Source organism: Streptomyces sp. NBC_00466 (genome assembly GCF_041433995.1).
In the GTDB taxonomy this organism is placed as follows: Bacteria; Actinomycetota; Actinomycetes; order Streptomycetales; family Streptomycetaceae; genus Streptomyces.
The window spans coordinates 2,299,684-2,314,936 of sequence record NZ_CP107896.1; the positions used below are offsets into that span (position 1 = coordinate 2,299,684).

Consider the following 15,253-nt stretch of genomic DNA (forward strand, 5'->3'; position numbering starts at 1 on the left):
TCGCGCTGAGTTACGGCCCTCGGCCGTACCCCGGTGCAAGCACCGGAGCGCCCTGGTGCGGGCAGTCCGGCGCTGGCGGCTCAGCCGGTGGCTCAGTGGAAGAAGTGCCGCGTACCGGTGAAGTACATCGTCACGCCCGCCTTGTTGGCGGCCTCCACGACCAGCTCGTCACGGACCGAACCGCCCGGCTGCACCACGGCCCTGACCCCGGCGTCCGCCAGGATCTCGAAGCCGTCGGGGAACGGGAAGAAGGCGTCCGAAGCCGCGTACGCCCCCCGCGCCCGCTCCTCGCCCGCGCGCTCCACGGCGAGCTTCGCGGAGTCGACCCGGTTGACCTGGCCCATCCCGACGCCGACGGACGCCCCGTCCTTGGCGAGCAGAATCGCGTTGGACTTCACCGCGCGGCACGCCTTCCAGGCGAACTCCAGCTCGGCAAGCCCCGCCGCGTCGAGCGCGTCGCCGGACGCGAGCGTCCAGTTCGCCGGGTCGTCGCCCTCGGCCTGGAGCCGGTCGGCGACCTGGAGCAGCGCACCGCCGTCGATCTGCTTGACCTCGGCCGCGGCCGAGGGGGCGTCGGGACAGCGCAGCACCCGGATGTTCTTCTTGCGCGCCAGCACGTCGACGGCGCCGTCCTCGTACGCCGGGGCGACGACGACCTCGGTGAAGATCGGGGCGATCTGCTCGGCGAGTGCCACGGTGACCGGACGGTTGACCGCGATCACACCGCCGTACGCGGACACCGGGTCGCAGGCGTGCGCCTTGCGGTGCGCCTCCGCCAGGTCGGCGCCGATCCCGATGCCGCACGGGTTGGCGTGCTTGATGATCGCCACGCAGGGCTCGGTGTGGTCGTACGCGGCCCGGCGCGCGGCGTCCGTGTCCGTGTAGTTGTTGTACGACATCTCCTTGCCGTGCAGCTGCTCGGCCTGGGCGAGGCCGCCCGTACCGGAGACGTACAGCGCGGCGCCCTGGTGCGGGTTCTCGCCGTAGCGCAGGACGTTTCCGCGCTGGTACGTCGCGCCGAGGAACTCGGGGAAGCCGCTGTCGTCGGCCGCCGCGTAGTCATCGGCGAACCAGCCGGCGACCGCCACGTCGTACGCGGCGGTGTGCCGGAACGCCTCGGCCGCGAGCCGCTTGCGGGCGGTCAGGTCGAAGCCGCCGCCCCTGACCGCGGTGAGAACGTCCGTGTACCGCCCGGGGCTGGTGACGACGGCCACCGACGGGTGGTTCTTGGCCGCGGCCCGGACCATCGAGGGGCCGCCGATGTCGATCTGCTCGACGCACTCGTCGGGCGTGGCACCGGACGCGACGGTCTCGGTGAAGGGGTAGAGGTTCACCACGACCAGGTCGAAGGGCTCCACCTCCAGCTCGGCGAGCTGCCTGCGGTGGTCCTCCAGGCGTAGATCGGCGAGGATCCCGGCGTGCACCCGGGGGTGCAGCGTCTTGACCCGGCCGTCGAGGCACTCCGGGAAACCGGTGAGCTCCTCCACCTTGGTGACCGGCACACCGGCAGCGGCGATCTTCGCCGCGGTGGATCCGGTGGAGACGAGCGTGACGCCCGCCTCGTGCAGCCCGAGGGCCAGCTCCTCCAGACCCGACTTGTCGTAGACGCTGACGAGCGCGCGCCGGATGGGCTTAACGGTGTCCGTGTTCTCGGTGTGCACCGACCTGAACCTTTCGTCCCTCAATGCGGTAGCCGTTACGGGCCAGACGCCCCACGACATCGACGAGCAGCTTCCGCTCGACTTCCTTGATGCGCTCGTGAAGAGCGCTTTCGTCGTCCTGCTCCCGGATCTCGACCACACCCTGCGCGATGATCGGTCCGGTGTCGACGCCGTCGTCGACGAAGTGGACGGTGCAGCCGGTGACCCTGGCCCCGTACGCGAGCGCGTCGCGCACTCCGTGGGCGCCGGGGAACGCGGGCAGCAGCGCCGGATGCGTATTGACGATCCGGCCGCCGAAGGCCGCGAGGAACTGCTTCCCCACGATCTTCATGAAACCGGCCGAGACGACCAGGTCGGGTGTGTAGGCGGCGGTGGCCTCGGCCAGCGCCGCGTCCCACGCGTCGCGGTCCGCGTACTCCTTCACCTTGCAGACGAAGGTCGGCAGCCCCGCGTCGCGGGCGCGGTCGAGTCCGGCGATGCCGTCGCGGTCAGCGCCGACCGCGACGATTTCGGCTCCGTAGGCCGGATCGGCGGCGATGGCGTCGAGCAGGGCCTGCAGATTGGTTCCGGAACCGGAGACCAGCACGACCAGGCGGGCGGGAGAGGACGGGGAGGCCACGGCGGGGCCCTTTCTGGATACGACTTGTGCGGTCGTACGAATAGATCGCATCCCCCGATACGGGGAACTCTACGAACGCGCCGACCGTCGGCAACGATACCGGCACACCGAATGGCCCCCACGGGACGGGGGCACGGCCGAGAGGTAGCGTCTGGGGACAGGACCTGTCTCCCGGGCAGGAACCGAATGAGGGGAAGACGTTCACCAGATGCAGGACCGACGCCACCGCGCGACTCTCCGCACCCCGCTGCACGGGCAGGGTTCACTGCTGCTGCGGGAACGCCGGCCCTCTTCGACGGAGCCCGACGACAACCCGTTCGCGCCGCCACCCGCGGACCGGCCGGACCAGCCGTGGCGGCCCCGGCAGCCACAGCACCCGGCGGGCGGCGACGGCCAGGGCGGCGGAAACGGTGACGGGAGCGGTCAAGGGAGCGGTGACGGAAACGACGGGGACGGCTCGTCGCCGCCGTCTTCCGACCGGGGGAGCCAGTGGAGCCCGGTTCAGCCGGGCCGTCACGAAGGCGGGTTCGGCGGCGGTCCCCAGCGGCCGGCGGGAGGGCCCAACGGTCCGGGCAACGGGCGGAACGGTGGCCAGGGCGGTCCCGGTCCGAGCCTGCGCTGGGACCCGAAGGACCCGGCTCAGCGCCGGGCGCGCTACGCGCTGCTCGCCGGAATGTGGGCCTTCTTCTTCGCCCTCTTCAACCTGCCGGAGATCGGCCTGCTCCTCGGCGCGCTCGCGCTGTACTGGGGCATCAGCGCCCTGCGCGCGAAGCCGCAGTCGCAGTCGCAGTCGCAGTCAGGCGGCAGCAAGGGTGCTGCGGCGGCGCCGCAGCACCAGGCCGCACCGACCGACGGGCCCCCGCCGGGCCCGGGTGTTCCCCCGGCGCCCACGGCGCCGCCCGCTCCCGGCCCGTACGCCCGTCCGTACGCGGGCGCGACGGCCTCCTCCTCGAAGCAGCAGATCACCGCTGCGGTGAGCGGCCTGGTGACCGCGGGGCTCGCGCTGCTGATCGTGATCCTCACGTTCTCGGCGCAGCTGACGTACCGGGACTACTACACGTGCGTGAACGACGCGCTGACGAAGCAGGGCCAGCTCGCCTGCAACAAGAAGCTGCCGCCTTCGCTGGTTCCGGTTCTCGGCACGCAGAAGTAGGGCGGAAGCAGCCACGAGGGGGGGCAGGTAGCCTCAGTCCTCGTCGGCGTAGGGCATCGGCGGCCAGATATCCGGCCGCGACCCGGCCGGCTGTGACGGAAGGTCGCTGTCGGGGAGATGGTCCGGCCTGTCGGCGTCGTCCTTGTCCGGCGCGGCGGGTACGGCCGGGACGGCGGGCACGGAGGTATCTGCGGGCACTGCGGGCACTGGGGGCACTGCGGGTGCCGGAATGTCTCCCTCCTGTTCGGGGCGCTCGGAGTGAACGGGCTGCTCGGGGTGAACGGCGGCGGCGCTCTCAGCGACCCCAGCACCCTCCCCCGAGCCCGAGTCCGAGTCCGAGCCCGATCCTGAGTCCCCCGGCTCCTTGGTCTCTCCAGCCTCTCGGGGTTCTCCCGCCTGTTCTCCCGCCTTCCCGGACGGGAGCGATGGCGCGGGAGAATCCGGAGACGCGGGAGACTCGGTCAGCACATTGGCATGGGTCAGCACGGATGACGAGCCTCTGTCCTGCTCATCCGTGAGGGGGAACTTCGCCAACAGCCTCCCGGAGTACGCCCGCAGCGCAGCCCACCGCCCCACCCGCGCTCCACTGCCCGCTCCCCTGTCTGCTCCGTCGCCTTCCCTTCTGTCGTCTTCCCTGCTGCCGTCCGCGCTGTCGTGCGCCTCAGGTTCCACCACGGCCGGAACTTTCACAGCGGCTGTCACAGCGGCGTTCACAGGGGCCGGGGCTTTCACCGGCACTGCGACGTCCACAGCAGGCGCCACCGGGTCGGGCCTGCTGCTCCGCAGCGCCGACCAGCGCCGGACCAGTGCCACCGGAAGTCCCGTTCCCACGGTCCAGGCGAGAGTGGCCACGCTCGTCTGCCACCACACCGGGCCGAAGGACGTCAGCCTCCCGGTGCCGAGCGGGCCGCCGGACAGCGCAGCCAGAGCGGCCATGGCCGCCGCACAGACGACCGCCGCCGACAGCGCCATGAGCGCGGTCACGCCGAGGCTGTCGGCCCGGTCGTCCTCCCGTACCCGCGTCACGAACCAGCCGAGGACAGCACCCGCGGCCAGTGGCACACCCGCGACCGCCCAGTTCAGCGGCGAACCGCCCCCGGGGCCCGGCAGAGCGGCCAACAACGGGAAGTAGGGCAGCGCGGCGTTGCCGGTCACCATGAGCGGCGTCACGGCCGAACCGGTACCGAGGGCGAAGCCGGGGCCGAGCGCGTACGAAGCGCCCCACAGCGACGCGTTCGGTACGAGCGCGGCGGCAAGCAGCAGGACCGTGAACCGCCCCGACGAGGCGCCGGTCAGCCGCAGAAACGACTCCTGCGCGGCGCCCCCGTGCCACACCAGCGAACCGCCGACCAGCAGCGCACCCCCACCGGCCAGTACGGCGGCTCCGGCGGCACCGGCTCTGAGTGCGGTCGGCACCCGGTGGGCGAAGGCACGCCGTACGTCGGCGGGAAGCACCCTGCCACCGGGCAACCGCATGCGCCCCCAGCCACTGAACGGCTCGCGCGGGAAGACGCGCGCCCGCCACACACCCACCGCAGCCGCGGCACCGGCGACGAGCGGCAGATGCCACAGCGCGCTCAGCGGCACGACGGACAGCGGCCCGCCCGACGCGTACGCCGTGACCGCGGCGGCCACCAGCAGATAGCCGCAGGGCACCGCGCACAGGGCGCCCGGCACCGATGGCCCCGGACGGCCGTTCGCGGGGTCGAGCGCGTCACGCGCGGCCCGCTGGACCAGCCAGACGGGAAGGACGACCAGCAGCATCGGCACCACGCCCACCGGGGCGGGCACACCGGAAGCGGTGTCCTGCCTGGTCAGCTCCGTGCCGTGGGCCAACAGCCACAGCGCGGCGGTGACATGCAGCGCGCCGCCCGGCCCGCTGTCGGGATAGGGCGAGCTGATCCACAGCAGCATCACCAGCACGGTGAGCGAGCCGAGTCCGAGAGCCGCCGCGAGTCCGCCTCGCAGCACGCAGTCGGCCAGCACGGCGGATCGGCTCCGCACAGGGGCGAGCGACGGACGGCGGTCGGTCATCTGGGTCACGCGGGTCATGCTGCCAACGACACGCGCTTTCACCGCGTAACAGGCAAAGACCGGTCGTGTCACTCAATATACGTTTATGTACTTTTCGGCCTGGCGTCCCGCCATGAGCAGCACTGGGGACACCCCATGACGGAACTGCGCTCCCCGAAGAAGCGGCGCCGAGTGCGGCGCGAGGCGAAGTCACCGAGCGCCGGACAGGCAGCGGAGGCTTCAGAAACGACACCTGCACCGGACCCGCAGGAAGCACCATCGGAACAGCCGACACAAGAGGTGCCGAAAGCGCAGGAAGCACAGGAGGCACAGGAGGCACAGCAGGCGCGGGAAGCAGAGGAAACAGAGGAAGCACAGAGTCCTGAGGGCCCGCAGGCCCCGCCCGATGCCTCACCAGACCCCGAACAGCCGCCCGGTGTCACCCCGGCCGAGGCCTTCGACATGCTCTACGCGCGATCCGCGTCCGGTCTCGTACACCAGACGTATCTGCTCACCGGCCGCCACCGGCTAGCCAGGGAGTCGGTCGAGCGCGCGTTCCACCTGGCGTGGCAGACCTGGCCGGAGGTCGCGACGGACCGCGACCCGGCGGGTTGGGTACGCGCGGCCGCGTACGAGTACGCGATGTCGCCCTGGCACCGGCCGAACCGCAGGCGCAGGCATCGCGACCGCCGGACCACCGATCCCGCGGAGCTGCCGCTGCGGGACGCGGTACTCCGCCTGCCGCCCGCCTACCGGCGCACCCTGCTGCTCTACGACGGGCTCGGTCTCGACCTCCCCGAGACTGCGGCCGAGACAGAGGCGAGCACGCCAGCGGCCGCGAACAGGCTGCTGTACGCGCGGGCCGCCGTGGCCCGTGCCCTGCCCGGTCTGGAAGAACCCGGACTGCTCCAGGAGCAGCTGGGCGCCCTCACCCTGACCGGTCCCGAAGCCACCCTCCCGGAGCCTCGCACCGTCCGGAAGGGGAGCGAGCGGCGGACCCGGTTCTGGACACGGCTCACCATCGGCTTCGCCGTCCTGCTCACGGCCCTGACGGCGTTCACACTGGCCACCGCCCCGACCCACTACGCGCGGCCGACCGGGCCACCGCAACGCGTGGGGGGCGTCCCGCCGCGCGGGGGCCCGCAGAAGCTGACCGCCGAGGACAAGAAGCTGCACCAGCGCCTCCAGGCCGTCCCGGCGAACGGCCCGGAACGCCTCGTACCGCAACTGCGCTAGCCCAGAACAGGAGGCCCGGTCCGGTCCGGTCCAGCCGAGTCCGGCCAGGAGCACCCTGCCGCGCAACACGAGAGCGGGCCCGCACCCCCTGAAGCCAGGAGGAACGGGCCCGCTCCGCAGTGCTCGGAGTTGCCGAGCTGCCGGAAGAACCGGGTCAGCTACGCGCCGGCGAGGATCGCCCGGGCGAGCTTGGCCGTCTCGGTCGGCGTCTTGCCGACCTTGACGCCCGCAGCCTCAAGCGCTTCCTTCTTCGCCTGGGCGGTGCCGGAGGAGCCGGAGACGATGGCGCCGGCGTGGCCCATGGTCTTGCCCTCGGGCGCCGTGAAGCCCGCGACGTAGCCGACGACCGGCTTCGTCACGTTCTTCGCGATGTAGTCGGCCGCACGCTCCTCGGCGTCGCCGCCGATCTCACCGATCATCACGATGAGGTCGGTCTCGGGGTCGGCCTCGAACGCCGCGAGGGCGTCGATGTGCGTCGTACCGATGACCGGGTCGCCACCGATGCCGACGGCCGACGAGAAGCCGATGTCGCGCAGCTCGTACATCATCTGGTAGGTCAGCGTGCCCGACTTGGAGACGAGACCGATACGGCCAGGCTTGGTGATGTCGCCCGGGATGATGCCGGCGTTGGACTGGCCGGGGGTGATCAGGCCGGGGCAGTTCGGGCCGATGATCCGGGTCTTGTCGCCCTTGGCCTTGGCGTACGCGTAGAACGCGGCCGAGTCGTGGACGGCGATGCCCTCGGTGATGACGACGGCGAGCGGGATCTCGGCGTCGATCGCCTCGACGACGGCGGCCTTCGAGAAGGCCGGCGGCACGAAGAGGACCGAGACGTCTGCGCCGGTCTTCTCGATGGCCTCGGCGACCGTGCCGAACACGGGAACCTCGGTGCCGTCGAAGTCGACGGACGTGCCGGCCTTGCGGGGGTTCACGCCGCCGACGATGTTGGTGCCGTCAGCGAGCATGAGCTTGGTGTGCTTCATGCCGGTGGCGCCGGTCATCCCCTGGACGATGACCTTGCTTTCCTTGGTCAGGAAAATAGCCATGGTGTTGGTGACCTGTTCCCTTACTTCGCAGCCGCGAGCTCGGCGGCCTTGTCGGCCGCGCCGTCCATGGTGTCCACACGCTGCACGAGCGGGTGGTTGGCGTCCGACAGGATCTTGCGACCCAGCTCCGCGTTGTTGCCGTCGAGGCGGACGACCAGCGGCTTGGTGACCGCTTCGCCCTTCGACTTGAGGAGCTCAAGCGCCTGCACGATGCCGTTGGCGACCTCGTCGCACGCGGTGATACCGCCGAAGACGTTGACGAACACGGACTTGACGTCCGGGTCGCCGAGGATGATCTCCAGGCCGTTCGCCATGACCTCGGCGGAGGCGCCGCCACCGATGTCGAGGAAGTTGGCCGGCTTCACGTTGCTGTGCTTCTCACCGGCGTACGCGACGACGTCGAGGGTGCTCATGACGAGCCCCGCGCCGTTGCCGATGATGCCGACCTCACCGTCGAGCTTGACGTAGTTGAGGTTCTTGGCCTTGGCGGCAGCCTCGAGCGGGTTGGCTGCTGCCTTGTCCTCAAGAGCCTCGTGGTCGGGCTGGCGGAAGTCGGCGTTCTCGTCGAGCGAGACCTTGCCGTCAAGGGCGATGATCTTGCCGTCGCCGGACTTGATCAGCGGGTTGACCTCAACGAGGAGCGCGTCCTCCTTGATGAAGACGGTCCACAGCTTCTGCAGCACGTCGGCAACCTGGCCGGCGATCTCGGCCGGGAACTTCGCCGCAGCAACGATCTCGGCGGCCTTCTCCGGGGTGCAGCCCTCGTTGGCGTCGACCGGGATCTTGGCCAGCGCGTCGGGGTTCTCCTCCGCGACGACCTCGATCTCCACGCCGCCCTCGACGGAGGCCATGGCGAGGAAGGTGCGGTTGGTGCGGTCGAGGAGGAAGGAGACGTAGTACTCCTCCGCGATGTCCGCCGTCTCGGCCAGCATGACCCTCTGGACCGTGTGGCCCTTGATGTCCATGCCCAGAATGGCGTCGGCCTTCGCCACGGCGTCGGCCGGGTCGGAGGCAAGCTTCACGCCGCCGGCCTTGCCACGGCCGCCGACCTTGACCTGCGCCTTGACGACGGCCTTGCCGCCCAGACGCTCGGTCACCTCGCGCGCCGCCTCAGGCGTGTCGATGACTTCACCGGCCAGCACCGGTACACCGTGCTTGGCGAAGAGGTCCCTCGCCTGGTACTCGAACAGGTCCACGCGCGTCCGTCTCCCTTTGCTTTAAATCGTCGTCGCAGTAGTGATCGCGGTTACTTGTCTGCGTGGGCGTGCCGCGAAGGGCAACGTGACTGCGCTGTCACTAGGGAGGCGTAGACGGTGTCCGAGTACGCGGCATGTCCGTCTCGCAGGTTATCCCCGTGGGCGCCGGGTCCCTAAATCGCAGATCACACCTGCGCGGTGATTACGGTCACAGGCCCCCGGCGCGGACCGGGCGGCCCTCCTGCACTGGGGAACCGCCCGGTGAGCTGCGCCAACGCGCTGAGAGAGAGGGCAGGAGAGCGGCGAAGCGCCGGTGGGGAGCGCGTCCGCCAGGTCGCCCGGGGTGACCGATTCCACAGCGGCCGAGGCACCGGAAACAGCGTGTCCGACGACCGGACGCGCGTGCCGGGCCACGGTGGTGCCGAGGCTCTGGGCAGAGGTCTGAGCCACGCTCCGGGCCACGTTCTGAGCCACGTTCTGAGCCACGTTCTGGGCCAAGGGCTTCACCTGCACCTGCGCGGTGACGCCGTGAACAGACTGCTGCGCCGCCGAGACGACACCCCGGGCCGGCTTCCGCACCTGCGAGACCACGCCCCGCTCGGCCGCCTCGGAGTACCCGGGAATCCGGTCGATCGGACCAAAGAGGTAGTCGATCGTGTCCACACCGTCGACCCCGCCGATCTCGTCGACGGAGGGGCCAGAGGGGACGGACGGGACGGACGGGACGGGGGAAAGGGAGGAGGCGACGGAAGCCATCGCGGTCTCCCCGCCACTGTTCACCACACCCGTGACGGCATGAGCGGCATGAGCAGCGTGAGCAGCGTGAATAGCGCGCAGGCCGTGTGCGGCATGAGCGGCCCGCGCGCCACGCGTGACGTGAGAGGCGCGGCGTGAGCGACGTGGTCGACACCGGCCACGTGTCCCGTGCGAGCGATGTCCTTGGCGTGACCGACTGCACCATCGACACCCTGGCCTTCGACACCCTGAACGTCGGTGGCGATGTCTGTGGCGGTGGCAATGACGGTGTCGGTGTCGGTGACGGTGTCGGGCGCCATGTGCGGTACGGACACGAGCAGTTCGGCCGCACCGGCAGCCGCTGCGCCCGACGCCCACACCCCGGATGCGGTGGCAGCGACAGCTACGGAACGGCGGATGTTCTTGTTCATGCTGGTGTCAGATCCTTCGAATTCGACGGTCCGGAAACCGGAGGCCTCCGGCTGGCGGGCAGACCTGTTCCGCCCCCGCGCGGCAGGTACAAGGCGGGAACGGTTTGCCCTATCCGGGGAATTCGAGGATTTCGCGTGCTCTCTCGCGGGTGGGTGCACCGACGTCGGGCAACCCCGCTCCCCGCGGCAGCACGAACCTGGCGCCGCTACCGTCGACGGGTGCCGCACAGGGCGCGCCGCCGCCCGGACCGGACCCCTCAGCGGTCCGTTTACCGGGGCCGGTCAAGCCGTGGGGACCCTTGAGGCCGCAGGGCTGCTGCCCCGACAGATCCCCACAACGCATCCCGGTGCCCGGCTTCCTGATCTCGCGGTACGGGTACGCCGCAGCCGCCGCGGCCCCCAACCGGCCCCGAAATCACCGCGCGCCGCCCGGACCCGGACCGCTGACCGACAGCGACCGCACGGTGGTGAGCGGTCGCCCAGTCCGTGGCTTGCCGCTCAGGCGCCGTGTGCCTCGACGGCTCCGGGGCGGTGGATGCCGGAGAACGCCTACCCGGTCCGCATCGGTACGTCGGACTGAATCTCCCGGGTCAGCTGACGGACCGGCCGGACCGACGGCTCGACGATCCGCCCCACGTCGGACACCGGCTCGTGCCTGCTGCTGGGCCTGATGAGTCGCGCGCCGACCGTCGGCGTCGGCCGCACCGTCACTGGACTTCGCCCCAGCAGCAGTTGCACTGTTCCCTGCCACGGGCACGGTTGTCCCGGACGGCCCGGCCGCATGCGCCTGGCCCCCGTACAGGAAGCCAAGCGCCAGCAGGACGCCGAGAAACAGCAGCACCTGGACCGAGCGCCGTCCCGCCACCATGCGCACGGCGCGCGGGGCGGCAGTAAGCGGAGCAGCGGCGGAATTCAGGATGAGGAACGGCCTTCGCTTGTGCAGGCGTACGTGGTTGTCCTTGCCAGTACGTTCTCGTTCAGGCCCAGTTCTTGCACCGGAACAGCCAGAACAGCCAGAACGGTCCCCCCACGGGTGACGGAGCGATGTTTGTACAAGCATCGGGGGGGGTCGCGCAAGTGCCTGTTACTGATGCACGGCCATGTCCGGTATGGGCAGGGCCCTTCGCTCGATCGCTGCCGCCATGACGTCCGGGAAGAGGTCGGGCGTACAGGCGAATGCCGGTGCTCCCAGCGCGGCCAGGGCCTCCGCGTGGGCGTGGTCGTACGCGGGTGCGCCCTCGTCGGACAGGGCGAGCAGCGTGACGAACTGGGTGCCCGATGCCTTCATCGCCGCGACGCGCTTCAGCATTTCGTCCCGTATTCCTCCCTCGTAGAGGTCGCTGATCAGGACTACGACCGTGTCGGTCGGCCGGGTGATCTGCGACTGGCAGTACGCCAGCGCCCGGTTGATGTCGGTGCCACCACCGAGTTGGGTACCGAAGAGGACATCGACCGGATCATCGAGTTGTTCCGTCAGATCGACAACGGCCGTATCGAAGACGACGAGGCGGGTGGAGATGGACCGCATCGAGGCGAGAACCGCGCCGAACACCGACGCATAGACCACCGAGGCAGCCATCGAGCCCGACTGGTCGATGCAGAGGATGACGTCCTTCTTCACCGACTGCCCGGCGTGGCCGTAGCCGATGAGCCGCTCCGGAACGACCGTGCCGTACTCCGGCAGATAGTTCTTCAGGTTGGCGCGGATGGTGCGGTCCCAGTCGATGTCCCGGTGGCGCGGTCTGCTGATCCTCGCGGAACGGTCCAGTGCCCCGGTGACGGTGGCCCGGGTCCTCGTCGCGAGCCGCTTCTCCAACTCCTCGACCACCTTGCGGACTACGGCGCGGGCTGTCTCCCGGGTCGTTTCGGGCATCGCTTTGTTGAGCGAGAGCAGCGTCCCGACCAGGTGCACGTCCGCCTCGACGGCTTCCAGCATCTCCGGCTCCAGCAACAGCGCGGACAGACCGATCCGTTCGATGGCGTCGCGCTGCATCACCTGGACGACGGAGCTCGGGAAGTACGTACGGATGTCGCCCAGCCAGCGCGCGACGGACGGCGCGGATGCTCCGAGCCCCGCCGAGCGGTCGCCGCTGCGCCCGCCTCCCTTCTTTCCCTTCCCGTACAGCGCACTGAGCGCCCCGTCCATCGCTGCGTCCCGGCCTCCGAGTGAGGCACCGGTGGTCTCTGCCGCATCGCCCCCGAGGACGAGCCGCCAGCGCCGCAGCCGTTCATCCACCACGTTCATCCGCCTGCCCCCATCAGATCGTTGACGCCCGGACCCGCAACGCCCCAGTCGTCGCTTCCCGGCCCCACATCGCCGCAATCGCAACCGCTTCCCTTACCGCAACCGCTGTCGCACCTCCTGCCGCTGACACCACCGTCCAGCCCATCGACGCACCGGCTATCGACGTAACAGCCAGCAGTGCAACGGCCACCAGCAGGCCGGACATCAGCGCGTCGACCATCAGCAGCCGCCCCCGCCCTCGCCCCGACGGTCAGCGCCCGGCCCGCCGCCCGCACGATCGGTCCCGTCGCTCCCGCTGCTCCCGTCCCATCCGGCCGGCGGGCCGTCAGCGGGCCCGCCGCTCCCGATGAGCAGCCGCAGTACCGGCAGGACCGCGTCGGCACGCTCCGCGTCGAGCCCGGCCCCGAACCCGGGCGCCGATTCCTCAGCCCGGCCGGGCCCCCCACCGGCCACACTGGTCCCACCAGCCCCACCAGCCCTACCGGACCCACCGGACCCGGCTCCGCGCCTGACGAGCTCGCCGAGCATGCGGCGTACCCCCGGCTCGTACGCCGAGAACGTACGGCGCAGCAACGGCAGTACGTCGGTGAACGCCTCCGGCTCCACACCCGCCAGCCATGCGTCGACCAGCCCGAGCAACCGCTCATCGTGAACCAGGAGCGTCCCTGCCCCGGACGACCCGCCGACGAAGCCCTCGATCCAGCCGGCCGCATCAGCGGGCAGCGCACCCGGCGACAGGGCGAGGCCCATGAGCCGTGCTGTCTCGTCCTCGGCAAGCTGTCCGTCGTCGAGCAGGAGTCGGACAGCCCGCCCGCGTATCAGCCCGGCGACGGAGTCCCGTCCGGACAGTCTGCGCAGCACCTCGCTCCACCGCTCCCGCAGCCCTGCGGCGTCCGGCAGCAGTCCGATCGCGGTGTGGACCCCCTCCAGATGGCCCCGCATCTCGTTCGCACCGTCCGCGTCCAGTCCCGTACAGGCCGGCGGCAGGACGACGCAGATCCGCTGGGCCAGACCCGCGGCGACCTCGCCGAGCGCCGCCGTGCCGGTGGAGCGCACGTCTCCGTACCGCAGCGAACGGGCCAGCGCGGGCAGCGCACCGGCGAGGTGCCCGACATCGGTGTCGAGCGCGGCACGGTCGGCCAGGGCCCGCATCACCACCGGGAGCGCGTCGGGCAGTTCAGCCAGCAGGCACTGCTCGGCGAGTGCGGTGACGGAGGCGAGCGCGGTCGCGGACACGGCCTGCGACTCGGCTCTGGCAGTGGCCGCGGAGAGCACGGTCGTCCCCCACATCCCGGCCTCCGCGACCCGCAGGGACAGCTCCGGCTCCCAGCGGAGACGCCAGCTCTCCCGGAAGGTGCCCGTGCTCGCCCGGCCCCGTCCCGGTTCACCCCAGCCGACCCCGAGAAGCCGCAACCGGTGCAACAACCGGGACCGAGCGGAGTCGGTCTCCTTGCGCAGATCGAGGTCCAGGTCCCGTTCCACTGCTTCCGGCCTGAGCCGCAGCGTGCGCTGGGCCCGGGTCAGATCGCGCTGGAGCGGCACGGCAGGCGCGGCGTCCGGGACCTCGCCCATCACCTCGCCGACAACAAGCCGGTCCTGGACGAGCATGAGCGGTACGTCGGATCCTTCACACATCACCGCCCTCACGGCATCGGTCGTCTCCGTCAGCCCGGGCAGCGGACGCCCGCGCAGGGCGGCGAGTGTCCCCGCGAGCCGCACCGCTTCGATGACATGGGCGGAGGAGACCATCCGGTCCTCGTCCCGCAGCAGCCGTGCGACCTTGGTCATCCAGCGCTCGACCGGGCGGTCGTCGGCACTGAACAGATGCCCGTACCAGCCGGGCGACTCGATTCCGGCTCCGTAGCCGCTGTGCCGGGCGAGCCGACGGTGTGTCCAGGGCACCCAGGTCATCTCGGCCTTCACCTTGGGCAGCGCCTTGAGCAGGGCGCGGTCGGCCGCAAGGGTGGTCTTCACGGCCAGGGCAGGGACGTGCCAGGCACCGCAGACCACTGCGACCGGTCCGCTGAACTCCTTCCGTGCCGCGCGAAGTTGGATCCTCATGAAGGCCTCACGTACCCGGTCTCGGGGAAATCCCGCGTCGCCGTAGGTCTCGCGGAGGACCGCCATGGCTTCGGCGAGCGCGGCGAACGGCGTGAGGGGGTCCTTCCCCAAGCCGGGACCGCCTGGACCACTGGGACCACCAGGACCACGGGGCCCGGGACCCCCCGGCCCGCTGAGGCCACCAGGACCGCTGGGGCCACCCGGACCGCTGGGGCCACCCGGACCGCTGGGACCGCGGTGCTCGACGACGTCCTCCCACCAGCGCTCGGCGTCGTCGTATCCGGCGGTTTCGGCCAGCACGCCGATCGGGTCGATCCGTACCGCAGCGGAAGATCCCAGGGACCCGCTGTCTCCGGCGTGTTCGGTCCCGCCCTCCACCCCCTCCACGGACTCCTCCGCAGACTGCTCCCCGGGATCTTCCTCGGTCATCGCAAGGGAGTGCGCCGCAGGCAGATCGATGAATCGGACCGGCACCCCATGGCGCTGTGCCCAGCGGATCGCCACCCACTCCGGAGAGAACTCCGCCAGTGGCCAGAAAGCCGCCCGGCCCGGATCGCCCACCACATGGGCAAGCAGTGCGACCGGTGGCCGCATCTCCGTGTCCGCGGCGAGCGGCAGCAAGGCGTCACCCTCGGGTGGCCCCTCGATCAGCACGGCGTCGGGACCCACGGCGTCCAGCGCGGCCAGCACCGCACGAGCCGAGCCGGGACCGTGGTGCCGCACGCCGAGCAGCAGAGGGTCGGCCGCCACAGGGCGCGTCGCGGACGCGGACGGTGCGGCATGGGCCGCGGGAACGCCCTGTCCGGAGAGAGCGGGCTGCCGCACCGAGGGCGCATCGGATTCGGATACGGGACAAG

The 15,253-nt window shown here is 70.9% G+C and carries 10 protein-coding genes; 2 read left to right on the plus strand and 8 right to left on the minus strand.

Features of this window, described 5'->3' with window-relative positions; all coding sequences use genetic code 11:
- Positions 1–92 precede the first annotated feature (92 nt).
- Positions 93–1,721, minus strand: coding sequence for a bifunctional phosphoribosylaminoimidazolecarboxamide formyltransferase/IMP cyclohydrolase (gene purH / locus OG210_RS10050; RefSeq protein WP_328330339.1), 1,629 nt, complete (start codon positions 1,719–1,721; stop codon positions 93–95).
- Complete coding sequence (gene purN / locus OG210_RS10055) at positions 1,633–2,331, minus strand: phosphoribosylglycinamide formyltransferase (RefSeq protein ID WP_328330337.1); 699 nt, start codon at positions 2,329–2,331, stop codon at positions 1,633–1,635. Before purN ends, purH begins: the two co-directional genes overlap by 89 nt.
- Positions 2,332–2,488: 157 nt before the next feature.
- On the opposite strand from purN, the gene OG210_RS10060 reads away from it, so the two are divergent.
- Positions 2,489–3,433 (plus strand): hypothetical protein, encoded by a 945-nt coding sequence (locus OG210_RS10060; protein ID WP_328330335.1) that lies wholly within the window; start codon positions 2,489–2,491, stop codon positions 3,431–3,433.
- Positions 3,434–3,466: 33 nt separating this feature from the next.
- Here OG210_RS10060 and OG210_RS10065 read toward each other — a convergent pair whose 3' ends face one another.
- Positions 3,467–5,467 carry a DUF6350 family protein gene (locus tag OG210_RS10065; RefSeq protein ID WP_328335579.1) on the minus strand — a complete coding sequence of 667 codons (2,001 nt, stop codon included), beginning with the start codon at positions 5,465–5,467 and terminating at the stop codon, positions 3,467–3,469.
- 279 nt (positions 5,468–5,746) lie between these two features.
- On the opposite strand from OG210_RS10065, the gene OG210_RS10070 reads away from it, so the two are divergent.
- Positions 5,747–6,682, plus strand: a complete 936-nt coding sequence (locus OG210_RS10070) for a DNA-directed RNA polymerase sigma-70 factor (RefSeq protein ID WP_371535879.1) — start codon at positions 5,747–5,749, stop codon at positions 6,680–6,682.
- A gap of 158 nt (positions 6,683–6,840) precedes the next feature.
- Here the strand turns inward: OG210_RS10070 and sucD are convergent, their stop codons facing one another.
- From sucD to OG210_RS10095, 5 genes are all read right to left on the minus strand, one after another.
- The gene (sucD, locus tag OG210_RS10075) at positions 6,841–7,728 is read right to left on the minus strand and encodes a succinate--CoA ligase subunit alpha (protein ID WP_328330331.1); all 888 of its coding nucleotides are present in this window, start codon (positions 7,726–7,728) and stop codon (positions 6,841–6,843) included.
- Positions 7,729–7,748: 20 nt separating this feature from the next.
- Positions 7,749–8,924 (minus strand): ADP-forming succinate--CoA ligase subunit beta, encoded by a 1,176-nt coding sequence (sucC, locus tag OG210_RS10080; RefSeq protein WP_327295775.1) that lies wholly within the window; start codon positions 8,922–8,924, stop codon positions 7,749–7,751.
- A gap of 776 nt (positions 8,925–9,700) precedes the next feature.
- Entirely contained in the window at positions 9,701–10,090 is a 390-nt protein-coding gene (locus OG210_RS10085) for a hypothetical protein (RefSeq protein ID WP_371535882.1), read from the minus strand.
- Between the two features lie 1,084 nt (positions 10,091–11,174).
- Positions 11,175–12,335: a VWA domain-containing protein gene (locus OG210_RS10090; RefSeq protein ID WP_371535886.1), complete on the minus strand. Its 1,161-nt coding sequence runs from the start codon at positions 12,333–12,335 to the stop codon at positions 11,175–11,177.
- A 219-nt stretch (positions 12,336–12,554) separates the two neighbouring features.
- Entirely contained in the window at positions 12,555–15,146 is a 2,592-nt protein-coding gene (locus OG210_RS10095; protein ID WP_371540240.1) for a DUF5682 family protein, read from the minus strand.
- Between the last annotated feature and the right edge of the window lie 107 nt (positions 15,147–15,253).